This is a genomic window from Streptomyces sp. NPDC001922 (assembly GCF_042891165.1).
In the GTDB taxonomy this organism is placed as follows: domain Bacteria; phylum Actinomycetota; class Actinomycetes; order Streptomycetales; family Streptomycetaceae; genus Streptomyces.
This window is the reverse complement of the sequence record NZ_JBIASV010000001.1, coordinates 462,136-481,152: the sequence shown is the minus strand read 5'-3', so window position 1 is coordinate 481,152 and position 19,017 is coordinate 462,136. Positions and strand designations below refer to the sequence as shown.

17 protein-coding genes are annotated in these 19,017 nt (G+C 73.7%); 14 read left to right on the top strand and 3 right to left on the bottom strand.

The annotated features are described in order from the left end of the window. The first annotated feature begins 128 nt into the window (after window positions 1-128). Window positions 129-344 (top strand): hypothetical protein, encoded by a 216-nt coding sequence (locus tag ACFYYR_RS02040; protein ID WP_388845852.1) that lies wholly within the window; start codon window positions 129-131, stop codon window positions 342-344. 51 nt (window positions 345-395) lie between these two features. Here ACFYYR_RS02040 and ACFYYR_RS02035 read toward each other — a convergent pair whose 3' ends face one another. After that, window positions 396-1,220, bottom strand: a complete 825-nt coding sequence (locus tag ACFYYR_RS02035) for a DUF3097 domain-containing protein (protein ID WP_388845849.1) — start codon at window positions 1,218-1,220, stop codon at window positions 396-398. 33 nt (window positions 1,221-1,253) lie between these two features. Beyond that, window positions 1,254-1,991 carry an MBL fold metallo-hydrolase gene (locus tag ACFYYR_RS02030; RefSeq protein WP_388845846.1) on the bottom strand — a complete coding sequence of 246 codons (738 nt, stop codon included), beginning with the start codon at window positions 1,989-1,991 and terminating at the stop codon, window positions 1,254-1,256. Between the two features lie 172 nt (window positions 1,992-2,163). Here ACFYYR_RS02030 and hrcA point away from each other — a divergent pair, with 172 nt between their 5' ends. The 11 genes from hrcA (at window position 2,164) to ACFYYR_RS01975 (ending at window position 15,815) form a co-directional block, all read left to right on the top strand. After that, window positions 2,164-3,180: a heat-inducible transcriptional repressor HrcA gene (gene hrcA, locus ACFYYR_RS02025; RefSeq protein WP_351515351.1), complete on the top strand. Its 1,017-nt coding sequence runs from the start codon at window positions 2,164-2,166 to the stop codon at window positions 3,178-3,180. Between the two features lie 2 nt (window positions 3,181-3,182). Beyond that, complete coding sequence (gene dnaJ, locus ACFYYR_RS02020) at window positions 3,183-4,322, top strand: molecular chaperone DnaJ (protein WP_388845843.1); 1,140 nt, start codon at window positions 3,183-3,185, stop codon at window positions 4,320-4,322. Window positions 4,323-4,490: 168 nt separating this feature from the next. Then, complete coding sequence (locus ACFYYR_RS02015; RefSeq protein WP_388845840.1) at window positions 4,491-5,570, top strand: nitronate monooxygenase; 1,080 nt, start codon at window positions 4,491-4,493, stop codon at window positions 5,568-5,570. Then, window positions 5,567-6,310, top strand: coding sequence for a 16S rRNA (uracil(1498)-N(3))-methyltransferase (locus tag ACFYYR_RS02010; protein WP_388845837.1), 744 nt, complete (start codon window positions 5,567-5,569; stop codon window positions 6,308-6,310). The genes ACFYYR_RS02015 and ACFYYR_RS02010 overlap by 4 nt, the downstream gene beginning before the upstream one ends. A 172-nt stretch (window positions 6,311-6,482) precedes the next feature. Further along, window positions 6,483-9,719 (top strand): PDZ domain-containing protein, encoded by a 3,237-nt coding sequence (locus ACFYYR_RS02005; protein WP_388845834.1) that lies wholly within the window; start codon window positions 6,483-6,485, stop codon window positions 9,717-9,719. A 594-nt stretch (window positions 9,720-10,313) separates the two neighbouring features. Further along, window positions 10,314-10,673, top strand: a complete 360-nt coding sequence (locus ACFYYR_RS02000) for a histidine triad nucleotide-binding protein (protein ID WP_388845831.1) — start codon at window positions 10,314-10,316, stop codon at window positions 10,671-10,673. Window positions 10,674-10,677: 4 nt separating this feature from the next. Further along, window positions 10,678-11,601, top strand: a complete 924-nt coding sequence (locus tag ACFYYR_RS01995) for a ribonuclease Z (RefSeq protein ID WP_388845828.1) — start codon at window positions 10,678-10,680, stop codon at window positions 11,599-11,601. Between the two features lie 76 nt (window positions 11,602-11,677). Then, window positions 11,678-12,796 (top strand): carbohydrate kinase family protein, encoded by a 1,119-nt coding sequence (locus ACFYYR_RS01990; RefSeq protein ID WP_388845825.1) that lies wholly within the window; start codon window positions 11,678-11,680, stop codon window positions 12,794-12,796. Between the two features lie 150 nt (window positions 12,797-12,946). Beyond that, window positions 12,947-13,960, top strand: coding sequence for a PhoH family protein (locus ACFYYR_RS01985; RefSeq protein WP_388845822.1), 1,014 nt, complete (start codon window positions 12,947-12,949; stop codon window positions 13,958-13,960). A 29-nt stretch (window positions 13,961-13,989) separates the two neighbouring features. Further along, a complete protein-coding gene (gene ybeY / locus ACFYYR_RS01980; RefSeq protein ID WP_388845819.1) occupies window positions 13,990-14,487 on the top strand; it encodes an rRNA maturation RNase YbeY in 498 nt (165 codons plus the stop codon). Next, complete coding sequence (locus tag ACFYYR_RS01975; RefSeq protein WP_388845816.1) at window positions 14,484-15,815, top strand: hemolysin family protein; 1,332 nt, start codon at window positions 14,484-14,486, stop codon at window positions 15,813-15,815. Before ybeY ends, ACFYYR_RS01975 begins: the two co-directional genes overlap by 4 nt. Before the next feature lie 104 nt (window positions 15,816-15,919). On the opposite strand, the gene ACFYYR_RS01970 is transcribed toward ACFYYR_RS01975, so the two are convergent. Beyond that, complete coding sequence (locus ACFYYR_RS01970) at window positions 15,920-17,377, bottom strand: MFS transporter (RefSeq protein WP_388845813.1); 1,458 nt, start codon at window positions 17,375-17,377, stop codon at window positions 15,920-15,922. A 191-nt stretch (window positions 17,378-17,568) separates the two neighbouring features. Between ACFYYR_RS01970 and ACFYYR_RS01965 the strand changes: the two genes are divergently transcribed. After that, the gene (locus ACFYYR_RS01965) at window positions 17,569-18,384 is read left to right on the top strand and encodes a helix-turn-helix transcriptional regulator (RefSeq protein WP_388846419.1); all 816 of its coding nucleotides are present in this window, start codon (window positions 17,569-17,571) and stop codon (window positions 18,382-18,384) included. A gap of 231 nt (window positions 18,385-18,615) precedes the next feature. Then, on the top strand, window positions 18,616-18,981 hold the full coding sequence (locus tag ACFYYR_RS01960) for a cytidine deaminase (RefSeq protein WP_388845810.1): 366 nt from the start codon (window positions 18,616-18,618) through the stop codon (window positions 18,979-18,981). The last annotated feature ends 36 nt before the right edge of the window (window positions 18,982-19,017 follow it).

Genomic DNA, 19,017 nt, shown 5'->3' with positions numbered 1-19,017 from the left:
GCACGACGCCGTGACGCCCCTCCCGCGCCCGCGCACGGACGGCGCCCCGGACGGCACCGGCCCGCCGCCCGGGCCCCTCGCGGTGCAGTGATTCCTGAGGGCACGGAGCATCCTGTGTTGTGAGTGACATGAGGGGTTCCCGAGAGCCCTCCCGGCCGCCCTCACCGTCCCGCGGCGGGGCGGCGGAGGCCCCGCGGGAGGGCGTCGCCCTGGCGGCGATGCTCTTCGCGGTGTCGCGCCCGCCCGGCGTCCCCGGCTGGGCGGAACCCGCGGGCTCCGGGGGCGCCGCCGGGTTCACCGGGCCGGCCGGCTCCCCGGGGCCCGCGCGCCCCACCGGCCTCTGACGGGACTCAGGGGTCCATGCACGAGGAGCGCGGGCACAGGGCCGGCACCCCTCACGGCGCGGTGACGAAGTCGATCAGCTCCTCGACCCGGCCCAGCAGCGCCGGCTCCAGATCCTTGTAGCTGTTCACGGAGGCGAGGACGCGCTCCCGCCAGGCCGCCCCGGTGTTCTCCGGCCAGCCCAGCGCCCGGCACACCCCGGTCTTCCAGTCCTGCCCGCGCGGGACCGACGGCCAGCCGGGGATGCCCACGGACGCGGGCTTCACCGCCTCCCAGATGTCGATGTAGGGGTGTCCCACGACCAGGCTGTGGGCGTCGGTGACCTGTTCGGCGATCCGCGACTCCTTGGAGCCGGGCACCAGATGGTCGACGAGGACGCCGAGCCGGGCGTCCGGACCGGGGGAGAAGTCCCGGACCACCGCCGGAAGGTCGTCGACCCCCTCCAGATACTCCACGACCACGCCCTCGATCCGCAGGTCGTCGCCCCAGACCCGCTCCACGAGCTCCGCGTCGTGCCGCCCCTCGACGTAGATGCGCCCGGCGTGTGCGACCCGGGCACGCGCTCCGGGGACGGCGATCGAGCCGGAGGCAGTGCGGCCGGTGCGGGCGGGCGCCGTGTGCGACGGGCGCACCAGGGTGACGACGCGCCCCTCCTCCAGGAAGCCGCGCGGCACCATCGGGAAGACCCGGTGCTTGCCGAACCGGTCCTCCAGCGTGACCGTTGGTCCCTCCGCCGTCTTCTCACAGCGGATCACCGCGCCGCAGAAGCCGGTCGACACCTCCTCGACCACCAGGCCGGGCTCGGCCGGAACCTCCGGGGCGGGCTGCTGCTTCTTCCACGGCGGGGTGAGGTCCGGCCCGTACTCTCTGCTGCGCATCGCCCGACAGTAGGAAGAAACGGCTGGTCGTGACTACGACACGCCGAAACGGGCCGCCAGCTCGTCCCGCTGCTCCCGGACGAAACGGGCATTCACCACCGCGCCGTGGCCGGGGACGTACAGCGCGTCCTCGCCGCCCAGGTCCAGCAGGCGGTCCAGGGCCGCGGGCCACTGGGCCGGTACGGCGTCCGGCCCGGCCTGCGGTTCGCCCGACTCCTCCACCAGGTCGCCGCAGAACAGCACGCTCGGGGCCCCGCCGGTGCCCGGTACCAGCACCGCCAGGTCGTGTCCGGTGTGGCCGGGGCCGACGTTCACCAGCACCGCCTCCCGGCCGCCGCCGAGTGCGATCGTCATCTCGCCGCTGATCAGGTGGTGCGGCGCCGCCAGCCGCTCCGTGGCCTCCGCGGCGGCGGCGGGCTCCACCCCCTGCCGCACCGCGTCGGCACGCAGGGCCTCCCGCTCCCGGTGCGAGGTCAGTAGCCGGTCCATGCCGACGGCGGCGTACACCTCCGCCCCGGGGAAGGCGTCCATCCCGAGCACATGGTCGAAGTGCGGGTGGGTGAGTGCGAGATGTGTCACCCTCCGGCCCGCCGACCCCGCTGCCTGGCGGGCCAGTTCCGCGCCTTCGCGCAGACTCGAACCGGCCTCCACCATCAGCACCGCGTCCGGGCCGTGCACCACCCCGGCGGTCATGTCCCAGACGGGCAGTCTGCGCCGTTCGACCCCCGGCGCGAGCATCTCCCAACGCGGCTCTTCCGTTGTGTGATCCATGCGACGAGGCTACGGCGGAGCGGTACGGTGACCCGCCGTCCGGCCAACACCGGCGGTGACGGCCCTTGCCCGGTTCACACCACCCCGCCGTACACTGAGGCGGGGGAAGCTGGCACTCAGATACAGCGAGTGCCAGGCAGAGGCCCACGGAACCACCACTGGAGGTGTGCGCATGCTCAGTGAACGCAGACTCGAAGTGCTGCGCGCCATCGTCCAGGACTACGTGGGCACCGAGGAGCCGGTCGGTTCCAAGGCGCTCACCGAGCGGCACGGCCTCGGCGTGTCCCCGGCCACCGTGCGCAACGACATGGCGGTGCTGGAGGACGAGGGCTACATCGCCCAGCCGCACACCAGCGCCGGCCGTATCCCCACCGACAAGGGCTACCGGCTCTTCGTGGACCGGCTGGCGGGCGTGAAGCCGCTGTCCTCGCCGGAGCGCCGGGCCATCCAGAACTTCCTGGACGGCGCGGTCGACCTGGACGACGTCGTGGGCCGCACGGTCCGGCTGCTCGCGCAGCTCACCCGGCAGGTCGCGGTGGTCCAGTACCCGTCGCTGACGCGGTCGACCGTCCGGCATGTGGAACTGCTCTCCCTCGCCCCGGCCCGGATCATGCTGGTGCTGATCACGGACACCGGGCGGGTCGAACAGCGCCTGGTGGACTGCCCGGCGCCGTTCGGCGAGACCTCGATGGCGGACCTCCGGGCCCGGCTCAACAGCCGCGTCGTGGGCCGCCGGTTCGCGGATGTGCCGCAGTTGGTGCAGGATCTTCCGGAGTCCTTCGAGACGGAGGACCGGGGCACGGTCTCCGCCGTCCTGGCGACTCTTCTGGAGACGCTGGTCGAGGAGACCGAGGAGCGGCTGATGATCGGCGGTACCGCCAATCTGACCCGCTTCGGACACGACTTCCCGCTGACCATCCGGCCGGTGCTGGAGGCTCTCGAGGAGCAGGTGGTGCTCCTCAAGCTGCTCGGCGAGGCCAAGGACTCCGGCATGACCGTACGAATCGGGCATGAGAATGCCCACGAGGGGCTGACGTCCACATCGGTCGTCGCGGTCGGCTACGGTTCGGGCGACGAGGCAGTCGCCAAACTCGGCGTGGTCGGACCGACCCGCATGGACTACCCCGGAACGATGGGAGCGGTACGCGCAGTGGCACGTTACGTCGGACAGATCCTGGCGGAGTCGTAAAAGTGGCCACGGACTACTACGCCGTACTGGGCGTGCGCCGCGACGCAGGGCAGGACGAGATCAAGAAGGCGTTCCGGCGCCTGGCTCGCGAACTGCACCCGGACGTCAATCCGGACCCGAAGACCCAGGAGCGGTTCAAGGAGATCAACGCCGCTTACGAGGTGCTCTCGGACCCGCAGAAGAAGCAGGTCTACGACCTCGGCGGGGACCCGCTCTCGCAGGCCGGCGGAGGCGGTGGCGCGGGCGGCTTCGGCGGCGCGGGCTTCGGCAACTTCTCCGACATCATGGACGCGTTCTTCGGCACCGCCTCGCAGCGCGGGCCGCGGTCCCGCACCCGGCGCGGCCAGGACGCGATGATCCGGCTCGACGTCGAGCTGGACGAGTCGGCCTTCGGCACCACCAAGGACATACAGGTCGACACCGCGATCGTGTGCACCACGTGCACCGGCGAGGGCGCGGCGCCGGGCACCTCGGCGCAGACCTGTGACATGTGCCGCGGCCGCGGCGAGGTGTCGCAGGTGACGCGGTCCTTCCTGGGCCAGGTCATGACCTCGCGGCCGTGTCCGCAGTGTCAGGGCTTCGGCACCGTCGTGCCGACCCCCTGCCCGGAGTGCGCGGGCGACGGACGCATCCGCTCGCGGCGCAGCCTCACCGTCAAGATCCCGGCCGGTGTGGACAACGGCACCCGGATCCAGCTCGCGGGCGAGGGCGAGGTCGGCCCCGGAGGCGGGCCCGCCGGCGACCTCTACGTCGAGATCCACGAGCTGCCGCACCCGGTCTTCCAGCGGCGCGGCGACGACCTGCACTGCACCGTCACCATTCCGATGACGGCGGCGGCGCTGGGCACCAAGTGCCCGCTGGAGACGCTCGACGGGCTGGAGGAGGTCGACATCCGGCCCGGCACCCAGTCCGGCCAGTCGATCCCGCTGCACCAGCGCGGCGTCACCCACCTGCGGGGCGGCGGACGCGGCGACCTGATCGTGCACGTCGAGGTGCTGACGCCGTCCAAGCTCGACCCGCAGCAGGAGGACCTGCTGCGGCAGCTCGCCAAGCTGCGCGGCGAGGAGCGGCCCTCCGGCCACTTCCAGCCCGGACAGCAGGGGCTGTTCTCCCGGCTGAAGGACGCCTTCAACGGCCGCTGAGGCCACGCCGGCCCGGTGGTTCCGACCGCCGGGCCGCGGACGCCCCGCCGGCAGCCCCGGCAGGCAACACCCGTGTCCCCGGCCGTCCTTCCGGCCGGGTGGCGCGCGCCGGACGCCGGCTCCGGGGTCCGGCCGTGCCGGGCCCGGCGGGCGTGACACCATGTGGTCATGCCCTCCGCGCTCACCGACCTCTCCCGGTACCCGATCGTGCAGGCCCCCATGGCCGGTGGCGCGTCCTGCCCCGAGCTCGTGGCCGCCGTGTCCGAGGCGGGCGGCCTCGGCTTCCTGGCGGCCGGCTACAAGACGCCGGAGGCCATGTACGAGGAGATCAAGGCGCTGCGCGGCCTGACCGGCCGGCCCTTCGGCGTCAATCTGTTCATGCCGCAGCCCTCCGTCGCCGACGCGGCCGCCGTCGACGTCTACCGCGAACAGCTCGCGGGCGAGGCCACCTGGTACGAGACCCCGCTCGGCGAGACGGACGGCAGCACCGACGACGCCTACGAGGCCAAGGTCGCGATCCTCCTCGACAACCCGGTCCCGGTCGTCTCCTTCACCTTCGGCTGCCCCTCCCGGGCCGTGTTCGACGCCTTCGCCAAGGCCGGAACCCTCACCGTGGCGACCGTGACCAGCCCCGCCGAGGCGCAGGCCGCCCAGTGGTCGGGCGCGGACGCCGTCTGCGTCCAGGGCATCGAGGCCGGCGGGCACCAGGGCACCCACCACGACGACCCGTACGCCGACGGCCCCGGGCACGGTGTCGGCCTGCTGACCCTCATCGCACAGGTCCGCGAGGCCGTCCAGGTGCCGGTCGTCGCCGCCGGCGGGCTGATGCGCGGAGCGCAGATCGCGGCCGTGCTGGCCGCCGGCGCCACCGCCGCCCAGCTCGGCACGGCCTTCCTGGTCTGCCCCGAGTCCGGCGCCAACGAGCTGCACAAGAGGGCGGTCACCGACCCGGTGTTCCCGGGCACCGAGCTCACCCGCGCCTTCTCCGGGCGCCCGGCCCGCGGCCTGGTCAACCGGTTCATCCGGGAGCACGGCCCGTACGCCCCCGCCGCGTACCCGCAGATCCACTACCTGACCGCGGGGCTGCGCAAGGCCGCCGCCGCGGCCGGGGACCCGCAGGGCATGGCGCTGTGGGCCGGGCAGGGCCACCGGCTGGCGCGGGAGCTGCCCGCCGGCGAGCTGGTCGAGCTCCTCGCCGCCGAAGTCGACGCCGCACGGGCCTCGCTGAAGCCGGACACCGCGTCGTGACCGCACCCGTCTTCGTCGTCGACACTCTGCCCGGCACCGGCGAGTTCGTGCTCGACGGCCCCGAGGGGCGGCACGCCGTCTCCGTGCGCCGGCTGCGGGCCGGCGAGGAGGTCGTGCTCACCGACGGACGGGGCGGCTCGGCGCCGTGCGTGGTGCGGACCACCGAGGGCAAGGACCGGCTCGTCCTCACCGTCGGCGCGGCCGTGACCGAGGAGGAGCCCGCGCCCCGGATCACCGTCGTCCAGGCCCTGCCCAAGGGCGACCGCGGCGAACTGGCCGTCGAAACCATGACCGAGACCGGCGTCGACGCGATCGTGCCCTGGCAGGCGTCCCGCTGCATCACCCAGTGGAAGGGCGACCGGGGCGCCAAGTCCCTCGCCAAATGGCGCAGTACGGCCCGGGAGGCGGGCAAGCAGTCCCGCCGGGTGCGGTTCCCCGAGGTCGCCGACGCCATGACGACCAAGCAGGTCGCGGCCCTCCTCGCGAGCGCCGATTTCGCCGCCGTGCTGCACGAGGACCGGGACGCCGGGAGCGAGCCCCTGGCCACCGCCGCACTCCCCGCCGGCGGGGACATCGTGCTCGTCGTCGGGCCCGAAGGGGGCGTTTCCCCCGAGGAGTTGGCGGCCTTCGCCGCCGCGGGGGCGCAGCCCCACCGGCTGGGGCCGAGTGTGCTGCGCACCTCCACCGCGGGCACCGCCGCCACGGCACTGCTGCTGGGGCGCACCGGCCGCTGGTCCTGAACCGCCGGAGGCGGCGACCCGGTTGTCGGTCCCGGCCCTCCGGACGGTATGGGCCGTAACGGCTGGTCTGCCCGCGAACGACCGGGAACCGCCGGTCCGTCCCCCTCGCCCGGAAGCTCCGCGGCCGCCCGGCCCCTGGTGACGGGCCGCAACGGATCGTTAGTGTGGCAGGGTGACGCAGCCTTCGTACCTCCGGTTCCCCCACCTGCACGGCGAGTTGATCGCCTTCACCGCCGAGGACGACGTCTGGGCGGCGCCGCTCGACGGCGGCCGTGCCTGGCGGGTCAGCGCGGACAACATGCCCGTCTCGTTCCCGCGGATCTCTCCCGACGGGCAGCACATCGCCTGGACCTCGACCCGGGACGGCCTGCCCGAGGTGCACACCGCCCCGGTCGACGGCGGCGGCTCCACCCGGCTCACCTACTGGGGCAGTGTGCGGACCACCGTCCGCGGCTGGACCCCGGACGGCGACATCCTGGCCGTCACCACGCACGGACAGGCCTCCCTGCGCCGGTCCTGGGCCCGCGCGGTACCCCTGGACGGCGGCCCCGCCCGCACCCTCCCGTACGGTCCGGTCGGCGACCTGGCGTACGGCCCGGACGGCGCCGTGCTGCTGCTCTCGGTCACCATGGGCCGCGAGGCCGCCGCCTGGAAGCGCTACCGGGGCGGCACCGCCGGAAAGCTCTGGCTCGACCCCACCGGGGAGGGGCAGTTCGAGCGGCTGCACGCGGGCCTCGACGGCAACATCGAATGCCCCCTGTGGGTGGGCGACCGGATCGCCTTCCTCTCCGACCACGAGGGCGTCGGCGCGCTCTACTCCTCGCTGCCCGACGGCTCCGGGCTGCGCCGGCACACCCCCCTCGGCTCCGGCCCGGACGGCGCCGTGCCCGACGGCTTCTACGCCCGGCACGCCGCCACCGACGGCACCCGCGTGGTGTACAGCAGCGCCGGTGAACTCTGGCTGCTGGACGATCTGGAGAGCGCCGAGCCGCGCCGCCTGGAGATCCGTCTCGGCGGGCAGCGCACCGACCGCCGGCCGCACCCGGTCCGCGCCGCCGCCTACCTCGGGGACGCCTGCCCCGACCGCACCGGGCGCGGCAGCGCCGTCGAGGTCCGCGGCAGCATCCACTGGGTCACCCACCGCGAGGGACCGGCCCGGGCGCTGGCCGCCGAACCGGGCGTGCGGGCCCGGCTGCCCCGCACCTTCCAGGACCGCGGCTCCGCCCGCGGCGAGGAGCACGTCGTCTGGGTCACCGACGCGGAGGGCGAGGACGCCCTCGAATTCGCGCCCGCGGCCGGCTCCGCGCCCGGCGCCGCCCCGCGCCGGCTCGCCGCCGGACGGCTCGGCCGGGTCCTCGACCTCGCCGTCGCCCCCGACGGCAGCCGCGCCGCGGTCGCCTCCCACGACGGCCGGGTCCTGCTGGTCGAACGGGACTCCGGCGAGGTCCGTGAGGTCGCGAACAGCCCCCACGGGGACGCCGACGGGCTGGTCTTCTCGCCCGACTCCGGCTGGCTCGCCTGGTCCCACCCCGGCCCCGGCCCGCTGCGCCAGCTGAAGATCGCCAACACCGCCGACCTGTCCGTCGCCGACGCCACCCCGCTGCGCTTCAACGACTACGCGCCCGCCTTCACCGCCGACGGCAAGCACCTCGCGTTCCTCTCCGAGCGCGCCTTCGACCCGGTCTACGACGCACACGTCTTCGACCTCGCCTTCGTGGGCGCCTGCCGCCCCCACCTGCTCACCCTCGCGGCCGACACCCCCTCGCCGTTCGGGCCCCAGCGGCACGGCCGGCCCGTCGAGGAGGAGAAGCCGGACGGCGACGGCGACGACCCGGCGCGCCCCGCCACCCGCATAGACCTCGACGGCCTCGCCGACCGCGCCGTGCCCTTCCCGGTCGAGGGCGGCCGCTACTCCGGCCTGCGGGCGGCCGACGGCGGGGTGCTGTGGCTGCGGCACCCGCTGCGCGGTGTGCTCGGCGCGGCGCTCGCCACGCCCGAGGATGACGGGCCCACCAGCGCGCTGGAGCGCTACGACCTCGGACAGCTGCGGACCGAGGAACTCGCCCAGGACGTCGATGACTTCGCCGTCACCGGCGACGGCAAGCGGGTGCTCCTCGCCACCGGCGGCAAGCTGCGGCTCGTCCCCGCCGACAGCAAGTCGGACGAGGACGACGACCACGGCGGCGCCGTCACCGTCGACCTCTCCCGCATCCGGCACACCGTCGACCCCGCCGCCGAGTGGCGGCAGATGTACGACGAGGCCGGGCGGCTGATGCGGGACCACTTCTGGCACCCCGGCATGAGCGGCGTCGACTGGGACGGCGTCCTGGACCGCTACCGCCCGGTGCTCACCCGGGTCGCCACCCACTCCGACCTGGTCGACCTGCTGTGGGAGGTGCAGGGCGAGCTGGGCACCTCGCACGCGTACGTCACCCCGCCCGGCGGCCCCGGGCACCACGCGCACCGGCAGGGGCTCCTCGGCGCGGACCTCTCCCGGGACGCGGACGGGGCCTGGCGGATCGACCGGATCCTGCCCTCCGAGACCTCCGACCCGGACGCCCGCTCCCCGCTCACCGCGCCCGGCGCGGCCGTCCGCGCCGGGGACGCGATCCTCGCCGTCGACGGCCACCCGGTGGACCCCGTCACCGGGCCCGGGCCGCTGCTCGTGGGGGCCGCCGGGAAGCCCGTGGAACTCACCGTCGCCCCGGCGGGCGGCGGGGACCCCCGGCACGCCGTCGTCGTGCCGGTCGCGGACGAGGAGCCGCTGCGGTATCACGCCTGGGTCGCCGACCGGCGCGCGTACGTCCACGAGCGGACGGGCGGACGCCTCGGCTACCTCCATGTGCCCGACATGGTCGGCTCCGGCTGGGCCCAGCTCCACCGCGACCTGCGGGTCGAAGTCGCCCGCGAGGGGCTGGTCGTGGACGTCCGCGAGAACCGCGGCGGCCACACGTCCCAGCTGGTCGTGGAGAAGCTGGCCCGCCGGGTGGTCGGCTGGGACCTGCCGCGCGGCATGGCCCCGCTGACCTATCCGCAGGACGCGCCGCGCGGGCCGGTGGTCGCCGTCGCCAACGAGTTCTCCGGCTCGGACGGGGACATCGTCAACGCGGCGATCAAGGCCCTGGGGATCGGTCCGGTGGTCGGTACCCGGACGTGGGGCGGGGTGATCGGGATCGACGGCCGCTACAGCCTGGTCGACGGGACGTCCGTCACCCAGCCCAAGTACGCGTTCTGGCTGGAGGGGCTCGGCTGGGAGGTCGAGAACCACGGGGTGGATCCGGACGTCGAGGTCGTGCACACGCCGCAGGACTCGGCGGCGGGGCGGGATCCGCAGCTGGACGAGGCGATCCGGATCGCGCTGGCGGGGTTGGAGGAGCGGCCGGCGAAGGTGCCGCCGTCTTTGCCGTAACGCCGTTCGGCGTGCGCTTGGGGGTCTTGCGGTTCGGTTGTGCGGGCGTCGGTTGTGCGGGTGCGGGTGCGGGTGCGGGTGTGCGGGCGCTGGTGTGTGGGTGCGGGTGTGTGGTGGGTTTCGGGGGTGGGGGGGGCCGGGGGGGGGGGGGGGGGGTGAGTATTTTTTGGGGGGGGGGGGGGGCCAAAAAAAACGCGCGGTGCGGGGANNNGAACGTATATTTACGGGCCCTGGGGGCCCACAAATACACGGCAGCTTCCGGAACCCCCCACCCCTGCGCCCCCACCCCCTGACGTTCACCCGGCCCTGCGGCCCACCCCCTTGCGTTCACCCGGCCCTGCGGCCTGCCCCCTTGCGTTCACCCGGCCCTGCGGCACCCGCTGCCGTCATGTCCCCGGACCCGCCCGGTGGCACCGCGCCTCTGTGCACGGCAGCGTCCCCACGTCCTGAGGTAGGCCCCCGGTGGCCCCGGGCCGGTTCAACGGGGCTGTGGCCTGTGGTTCGGTGGTTGGTGGGGTGGTGGTGATCGTGGGGGTGGTCGGTGGGCCCGTTAGCATGCGGACGTACTGATCGCATTTCAAGGAGGCTCGGCACATGGCGGGAGAACCGCAGACCGACTGCCTGTTCTGCAAGATCGCCGCAGGAGAGGTCCCCGCGGACGTCGTGCGGGAGACGGAGACGACCGTCGCGTTCCGGGACATCAACCCCCAGGCGCCCACTCACATCCTCGTCATCCCCAGGGCGCACTACCCCGACGCCGCCGCTCTCGCGGCCGCCGAGCCGGGGCTGACCGCCGAGATCCTGCGGGAGGCGGGTGAGGTGGCGGCCGAGGAGAAGGTCGTCGGCACCGGCTACCGCATCGTCTTCAACACCGGCTCCGGCGCCGGGCAGACCGTCTTCCACGCGCACGCCCATGTACTCGGCGGCCGTGGCCTGAACTGGCCCCCCGGATAGTCCCTTGTCCTCCCGCGAACTCGTCGTCCTCGGCACCGCCAGCCAGGTGCCCACGCGGCACCGCAACCACAACGGCTATCTGCTGCGCTGGGACGGCGAAGGCATCCTCTTCGACCCCGGCGAGGGCACCCAGCGGCAGATGCTGCTCGCCGGGGTCGCCGCGCACGATCTGAACCGGCTGTGCGTCACCCACTTCCACGGGGACCACTCGCTCGGGCTGGCCGGGGTGATCCAGCGGATCAACCTCGACCGCGTGCCGCATCCGGTCACCGCGCACTACCCGGCCAGCGGGAAACGGTTCTTCGACCGGCTGCGCTGGTCCACGGCCTACCGGGAGACCGTCCCGATCACGGAGGAGCCGGTCTCCGGCGACGGAGGTGTGCTGGTCGCGGGGCCGGAGTTCACCTTCGAGGCCCGTCGGCTCTCGCACCCCGTGGAGTCCTACGGCTACCGGCTCACCGAGCCGGACGGCCGGCGGATGCTGCCCGACCGGCTGGCCGGGTTCGGCATCCGCGGCGCCGACGTCGGGCGCATCCGCCGGGACGGCGTGTTCACCGCCGAGGACGGCGTCACCGTCACGCTCGACCAGGTCAGCGAGGCCCGAAGGGGCCAGAGCTTCGCGTTCGTGATGGACACCCGGATGTGCGAGGGCGTGCACGCCCTCGCCGACGGGTGCGACATGCTGGTGATCGAATCGACGTTCCTCGACGAGGAGACCCGGCTCGCCGAGGAGCACGGCCATCTGACGGCCGGGCAGGCCGGGCGGGCCGCCGCGGAGGCAGGTGTGCGGCACCTGGTGCTGACCCATTTCTCGCAGCGCTACGCCGAGCCCGCCGAGTTCGAACGCCAGGCGCGCGCCGCCGGGTTCGACGGGGAACTCACCGTCGCCCGGGACCTCATGCGGGTCGCTCTGCCCAAGCGCCGCTGACCGGCGCTCGACCCGGTTCGTACGATGGGTCATGGTGGTGCCACCTGCAACGAATGTGGTGAGACCGGGGAACATCATGGGGACGACACCCGACGGGATTCCTGAAGCGCGGGAGACGGGGCCGGGCCACCTGCTCGATCCGCTCGCCGCGCTGCGCACCCCGGCCGATCCGGCGGTGGACGTCTATCTGACCGGCGCGGTCTTCCTCGACATCATCTTCACCGGACTCGACAGCGCCCCCGTCCGCGGCACCGAGTCCTGGGCGCGCGGCATGGGGTCCAGCCCCGGCGGGGTCGCCAACATGGCCACCGCGCTCGCCCGGCTCGGCCTGCGCACCTCGCTCGCCGCGGCCTTCGGCGACGACATGTACGGCGACTACTGCTGGGACAGCCTGGAGGCCGGTGAGGGCATCGACCTCGACCAGTCGCACCGGGTGCCCGGCTGGCACTCCCCGGTCACCGTCTCCATGGCGTACGAGGGGGAGCGCACGATGGTCACGCACGGCCACGAGGCGCCGCCCGCCGGGCTCGACCCGGCCTGTCCGCCGCCGGCGCGCGCCTGTGTCGCGGCGCTGGCCCCCGGGCGGCACGCCGAGTGGATCGGGGTCGCCGCCGGGCGGGGCAGCCGGATCTTCGCCGACGTCGGCTGGGACGACACCGGGCAGTGGGACCTCGCCGCCCTCCCCGACCTGGAGCTCTGCGAGGCCTTCCTGCCCAACGCGGAGGAGGCGATGCGCTACACCCGCACCGACTGCCCGCGCGCCGCCGCCCGGGCCCTCGCCGAGACCGTGCCGCTGGCCGTGGTCACCATGGGCGCCGACGGGGCGTACGCCGTCGACGGCGGCACCGGGGAGACCGCCGAGGTGCCCGCCATCCGGGTCGAGGCGCTCGACCCCACCGGCGCCGGGGACGTCTTCGTCGCCGGCTTCGTCACCGGGACCCTGGCCGGCTGGCCGCTCGGCGACCGGCTCGCCTTCGCCGGGCTGACCGCCGCCCTCTCGGTGCAGGAGTTCGGCGGCTCGCTGTCCGCCCCGGGCTGGGTGGAGATCGCCTCCTGGTGGCAGCACGTGAAGTCGTTCGACGACCAGGCGGCGGCGCTGCGCCGGTACCGCTTCCTCGACGAGCTGCTGCCCGCCGGGGCCCGGCCCTGGCCGCTGCGCCGGGCGGTGCCCACCATCGGTTTCCGGCCGCGCTGAGGCCGGACGCGGAGCGCGTTCGGGCGTACGCGAAAAGCGCTCGGGCGTTGTCGGTGCTCCGTCGTAGGCTGGTATCCCAAGGTGCCGTGCGGCATGGCGCGCGGCATGTCGAGCATGGAAGGCGGGGTGAGCAGGCCAGAGAGCCGGCTCATGACTCAGACACCAGCCAAGACTCCCGCGCAGGGGCAGGCGCGCGCCCACTTCACCGTCCCGGCCAAGCACCCCATGGTCACGGTCCTGGGATCCGGCGACTCCCTGCTGCGAGTGATCGAGAGGGCTTTCCCGTCCACCGATATCCATGTCCGCGGTGACCAGATCAGCGCCGTCGGCGACGCCGGGGAAGTGGCTCTGATCCAGCGCCTGTTCGACGAGATGATGCTGGTGCTCCGCACCGGCCAGCCGATGACGGAGGACGCAGTGGAACGCTCGATCGCCATGCTGCGCGAGGAAGACGGAGCAGCGGGCGCCACCGAGTCCCCCGCCGAGGTGCTCACCCAGAACATCCTGTCCAACCGCGGCCGCACGATCCGCCCGAAGACGCTCAACCAGAAGCGCTACGTCGACGCGATCGACAAGCACACGGTGGTCTTCGGCATCGGCCCGGCCGGTACCGGCAAGACCTACCTGGCCATGGCCAAGGCGGTGCAGGCCCTGCAGTCCAAGCAGGTCAACCGGATCATCCTGACCCGGCCCGCGGTCGAGGCGGGGGAGCGGCTCGGCTTCCTGCCGGGCACCCTCTACGAGAAGATCGACCCGTACCTGCGCCCGCTCTACGACGCGCTGCACGACATGCTGGACCCCGACTCGATCCCGCGCCTCATGGCGGCCGGCACGATCGAGGTCGCCCCGCTGGCGTACATGCGCGGCCGGACGCTCAACGACGCGTTCATCATTCTCGACGAGGCGCAGAACACCAGCCCCGAGCAGATGAAGATGTTCCTCACCCGGCTCGGCTTCGACTCCAAGATCGTGATCACGGGTGACGTCACCCAGATCGACCTGCCGGGCGGCACCAAGAGCGGTCTGCGCCAGGTCAGGGAGATCCTGGACGGGGTGGACGACGTCCACTTCTCGCTGCTGAACAGCAGTGACGTCGTCCGGCACAAGCTGGTCGGCCGTATCGTCGACGCGTACGAGTCGTACGACAGCCGCAACGGGCTGTGACAATCCAACGAAAGTAACGCGAAAACCCCATGTCGATCGACGTCAACAACGAGTCCGGCACGGACATCGACGAGCAGGCGGTCCTGGACGTCGCCCGCTACGCCCTCACCCGGATGCGCATCCACCCGCTCTCCGAACTCTCGGTGATCGTCGTCGACGCCGACGCCATGGAGCAGCTCCACATCCAGTGGATGGATCTCCCCGGCCCGACCGATGTCATGTCCTTCCCGATGGACGAGCTGCGCCCGCCGGCCAAGGACGACGAGGAGCCCCCGCAGGGGCTCCTCGGTGACATCGTGCTCTGCCCGGAGGTGGCGAAGAAGCAGGGCGAGGAGGCGGAGACGGCCCACTCCATGGACGAGGAGCTCCAGCTCCTCACCGTGCACGGCGTTCTCCACCTGCTCGGCTACGACCACGAGGAGGCGGACGAGCGGGCCGAGATGTTCGGCCTGCAGAAGGCGATCGTCGACGGCTGGCGCGCCGAGCGCGGCCTCGACGGGCCGTCCCCGGCCCCCACCACGCGATGACCGGATCGTTCGTCGCGGCCGCCGTCCTGCTCGTCGTCGTGGCCTGGCTCGCGGCCTGCGCCGAGGCGGGCCTCGCCCGGACGACACGGTTCCGTGCGGAGGAGGCCGTCCGCTCCGGGCGGCGCGGCAGCGCCAAGCTGATGGCCGTCGCCGCCGACCCCACCCGCTACCTCAATGTGGCGCTGCTGGTCCGCGTCACCTGCGAGATGGCCGCCGGGGTCCTGGTCACCTACGTCTGTGTGCGCGAGTTCCGGGAGACCTGGGAGGCGCTGGCCGTCGCGCTGGGCGTGATGGTGCTGGTCTCCTACGTCGCCGTCGGGGTCTCCCCGCGCACCATCGGCCGCCAGCACCCGCTGAACACCGCCACGGCCGCCGCGTACGTGCTGCTGCCGCTGGCCCGGGTCATGGGGCCGGTCCCGCAGCTCCTGATCCTCCTCGGCAACGCCCTCACCCCCGGCAAGGGCTTCCGCAAGGGCCCCTTCGCCTCGGAGGCGGAGCTGCGCGCCATGGTGGACCTCGCCGAGCAGGAGTCCCTCATCGAGGACGAGGAGCGCCGGATGGTGCACTCGGTCTTCGAGCTGGGCGACACCCTGGTCCGCGAGGTGATGGTGCCGCGCACCGACCTGGTGGTCATAGAGCGGGCCAAGACCGTCCGCCAGGCGCTCACCCTCGCGCTGCGCTCCGGCTTCTCCCGCATCCCGGTGACCGGGGAGAACGAGGACGACGTCGTCGGCATCGTGTACGTGAAGGACCTCGCCCGGAAGACGCACATCAACCGGGACGCCGAGACCGACCTCGTCTCCACCGCGATGCGTCCGGCCGCCTTCGTGCCCGACACCAAGAACGCGGGCGACCTGCTGCGCGAGATGCAGCACGACCGCAATCACGTCGCCGTCGTCATCGACGAGTACGGCGGCACCGCCGGCATCGTCACCATCGAGGACATCCTCGAGGAGATCGTCGGCGAGATCACCGACGAGTACGACCGGGAGCTGCCGCCCGTCGAGGAGCTGGGCGAGGAGCGGTACCGGGTCACGGCCCGGCTCGACATCGGCGACCTCGGCGAGCTGTACGGGCTCCAACTGGACGACGAGGACGTGGAGACCGTGGGCGGGCTGCTCGCCAAGTCGCTGGGCCGGGTCCCGATCGCCGGGGCGACGGCCGAGGTCGACCTCTCCGAGGACATCGCCGACCCGACGCTCAAGGCCCTCCGGCTGACCGCTGAGTCCCCCGCAGGCCGGCGGAACCGGATCGTCACGGTCCTGGTCGAGCCGGTGCGCTCCGGAGAGGGCCCGCCGGACGACGAGGACGCGGGCACCGACGACTGACCGCAAACCCCGGGGAGGCCCGTCGCGGACCGCGGCGGGCCTCCCCGCGCCTCAGGGGTCCTTGCCGCATGAGGGCGTGACCCGGGCGCTCGGAGCGCAAGGACTCAGCCGCGGGCCGCACTCCCGCGACGGCGCAGCCCGACGCCGATCAGCACCGCCACGACCGCCACGACGAGGGCGTCCACGCCCAGCCCCAGCCGGATGCCGCCCAGCGTGGCCGCGACGGCGTCCGCACCGGCCTCCCGCAGGGCGTCGCCCCGGCTGGTCGCCAACGCGCTGAGCAGCGGAATGCCGACCGTGAGCCCCACCTGCTGGGAACTGGTCACCAGACCGGTGGCCAGCCCCTGTTCGCCGTCCGGGACACCGGAGGTGGCGATGCTGCCGTAGGCGACGATCGCCCACAGGTGCCCGGCGCAGGCCAGGGTCACCCCCACCGTGGCGGCCCAGGCGCCCCAGGCGGCTGTGCCGAGCAGGAACAGCGGCGCGGTGAAGAGCGCCTGCGTCAACAGGCCGAGGAGCAGCGTCGACCGGGCGCCGATCCGGGCGACCAGCCGCGGTGCGACCATCCCGGAGAACACCGCGACCACGCCCTGCACCCCGAAGACCAGCCCCGTCCAGAAGGCGGAGAGCCCCAGCACCTCCTGGAGGTAGAGGGTCAGCAGGAAGATGACGGAGCTCATCATCGCGAAGGCGGTCAGGCCCCCGGCGTTGCCCCAGGCCACCGTCGGACGACGGAGCATGCGCAGCGACACCAGCGGCTCGGCCGCCCGGGACTCCACGGCCACGAACGCGCCCAGCAGCACCACCCCGGCGGCCAGGGTCAGCAGCACGTCCGCACCGCCGAAGCCGCGCTGGGCCGCCGTCGACAGGGCGTAGATCAGGGCCAGCAGACCGCCGGTGACGGTGACCGCGCCCGGAACGTCGACCCGGGGCCGCTGCGGATGACGGCTCTCGGCGAGCAGTCCGGGCGCGGCGAGCAGCACGCCGGCGCCCGCCACCGCCAGCAGGCCCATCGTGGACCGCCAGCCGGCCGTGTCGGTCAGCACACCGCCCAGCACCATGCCCACGGTGAAGCCCAGCGACATCAGGGTGCCGCTGACGCCCAGCGCGCGGTCCCGCTGCGGCCCCTCGGGGAAGGTGGTGGTCAGCAGGGACATACCGGTGGGCACCACGACCGCGGCGCCCAGGCCCTGGAGCGCCCGCCCGGTGAGGAAGGACGCCGGATCCCAGGCCAGCGTGGCCAGCACGGACGCCGCGGTGAACAGGCCCAGGCCGGTGAGGAACAGCCTGCGCCGCCCGTACAGGTCGGCGATCCGGCCGAACAGCAGCAGGAAGCCGCCCGACGGCAGAGCGAACGCGGTGACCGCCCACTGGAGGTCGGACTGGCCGAATCCGAGGTCCTCGCCCAGCACGGGAAGTGCCACGTTCAGGATGGAGAAGTCGAGCGCGACCATGAACTGGGCCGCGCACAGGATGAGCAGCACGAGCCGGGCCCGCGGGGCGAGCCGTTCCGCCCGGGGCGGGGCCTGAGCTGCCGGTGGAGAAGTGGTGTCGATCGCCATGCGACCAGCCTCCGCGGCGCCAAGTCCCCCCGGGGAGCGGGAGTTTATGCTGGTGGTCGCACCACCAGGCGGACATCTGCCGGACGGTGCCGGGGGCGAGCAAGGAGGGGGAGCCGGTGACGGGGACCGGGGCGGCACGGCAGGCGGCGGGCGGGAAGTCCCGTCGACGGCAGGAACTGCGGGACTTCCTGATGAGCCGTCGGGCACGGATCAGCCCGGCGGAGGCGGGGCTGCCCGACGGCGGCGCCCGGCGGCGCACGCCCGGCCTGCGCCGCGAGGAGGTCGCGGTCCTCGCGGGGGTCGGCGCCTCCTGGTACCAGTGGCTGGAGCAGGGCCGCGACATCACGGTCTCCCCGCAGGTCCTCGACGCGGTCGCCCGGGTGCTGAGGCTCGGCAGCGCCGAACGGCGCCATCTCTACATCCTCGCCGGGCTGAACCCGCCGCTCCCCGAGGCCGAGGATCCCGGCTCCCCGGCGTGCGACGGGCTGCGCCGGCTGATCGACGGCTGGATGCCGTTCCCCGCGCACATCCTGGACCCGTACTGGAACACGGTGATGCACAACGACGCCGCCGCGCTGGTCTTCGGCTTCGAGCCCGGTGGCAACTGCCTGGTGGACTTCTTCACCGACCCGGCCTACCGGTCGCGCAGCCGCACCTGGCAGGAGGCCGCGCCCGCGGTCGTCGCCCAGTTCCGTGCGTCGGTCTCCGAGCGGCCGGACGACGAGGGCTTCCAGCAGATCATCGACGAACTCTCCGCGGTGAGCGAGGAGTTCACCGAGCTGTGGGCCCGCGGTGACGTCCGGGCCGGCGGGCAGCTCGTCAAGGAGCACGAACACCCGGTGGCCGGCAGCCTGTTCTTCGAGAGCACCCAGCTGCGCCTGCCCGCCCGTCCCGACCTGACGGTGGTGCTGCACAACCCGCTGCACGGCACCGACACCGCCGCGAAGCTGGCCTGGCTGACCTCCCCCGAGGGCCGCCGCGAGTCGATCTCCCCGGTCGCCGGCTGACGGCCGCCGATGCGGCGGGGCCGGGCCGACGGCCGCCCCGTCCGGGGCCGTCCGGGGCCGTCGCGACGACGGTGGCGACCGCCCATGGTTCCAGCGGCTGCCGGTCACCGGGAGACGGACGTCTGCGGGCTGCCGTCGGCTGTGGCACGTACGACTCTCCCACCGGCGTCCGTTCGACGTCCGGCTCTCCCCACCGGCGGCCCTCCCGCGCCGAGCGACGGTGGGCGGCATATGCTCGTCCGCATGAGCAGCGAAGCGCCTCTCGACCCGGACGACCGCAAGATCATCATCCTCGCCCGTTCCGCCCGTGCGCGGAACTCCGTCCCGGAGGGGGCGGCCGTGCGGGACGAGACGGGCCGTACCTACGTCGCCGCCACCGTCGAGCTCGACTCCCTCAAGCTCAGCGCGCTGCAGACCGCCGTGGCGATGGCGGTGGCCGGCGGCGCCCAGTCCCTGGAGGCCGCGGCCCTGGTCACCGGCGCCGAGGAGGTCTCGGACAGCGACCGGGCCGCGGTGCGCGACCTCGGCGGCCCGGACACCCCCGTCCTCCTCGCGGGCCCCGACGGCACCCTCCGCGCCTCCGTCACCGTCGGGTGACCGGGGCGCCCGCGCCCGGCGGCAGCAGCGCACGGG

Coding starts and splice junctions, on each gene's coding strand:
- ACFYYR_RS02040 (WP_388845852.1), top strand. CDS start 129: ATGAGGGGTTCCCGAGAGCCCTCCCGGCCGCCCTCACCGTCCCGCGGC.
- ACFYYR_RS02035 (WP_388845849.1), bottom strand. CDS start 1,220: ATGCGCAGCAGAGAGTACGGGCCGGACCTCACCCCGCCGTGGAAGAAG.
- ACFYYR_RS02030 (WP_388845846.1), bottom strand. CDS start 1,991: ATGGATCACACAACGGAAGAGCCGCGTTGGGAGATGCTCGCGCCGGGG.
- hrcA (WP_351515351.1), top strand. CDS start 2,164: ATGCTCAGTGAACGCAGACTCGAAGTGCTGCGCGCCATCGTCCAGGAC.
- ACFYYR_RS02015 (WP_388845840.1), top strand. CDS start 4,491: ATGCCCTCCGCGCTCACCGACCTCTCCCGGTACCCGATCGTGCAGGCC.
- ACFYYR_RS02000 (WP_388845831.1), top strand. CDS start 10,314: ATGGCGGGAGAACCGCAGACCGACTGCCTGTTCTGCAAGATCGCCGCA.
- ACFYYR_RS01990 (WP_388845825.1), top strand. CDS start 11,678: ATGGGGACGACACCCGACGGGATTCCTGAAGCGCGGGAGACGGGGCCG.
- ACFYYR_RS01985 (WP_388845822.1), top strand. CDS start 12,947: ATGACTCAGACACCAGCCAAGACTCCCGCGCAGGGGCAGGCGCGCGCC.
- ybeY (WP_388845819.1), top strand. CDS start 13,990: ATGTCGATCGACGTCAACAACGAGTCCGGCACGGACATCGACGAGCAG.
- ACFYYR_RS01975 (WP_388845816.1), top strand. CDS start 14,484: ATGACCGGATCGTTCGTCGCGGCCGCCGTCCTGCTCGTCGTCGTGGCC.
- ACFYYR_RS01970 (WP_388845813.1), bottom strand. CDS start 17,377: ATGGCGATCGACACCACTTCTCCACCGGCAGCTCAGGCCCCGCCCCGG.
- ACFYYR_RS01965 (WP_388846419.1), top strand. CDS start 17,569: ATGAGCCGTCGGGCACGGATCAGCCCGGCGGAGGCGGGGCTGCCCGAC.
- ACFYYR_RS01960 (WP_388845810.1), top strand. CDS start 18,616: ATGCTCGTCCGCATGAGCAGCGAAGCGCCTCTCGACCCGGACGACCGC.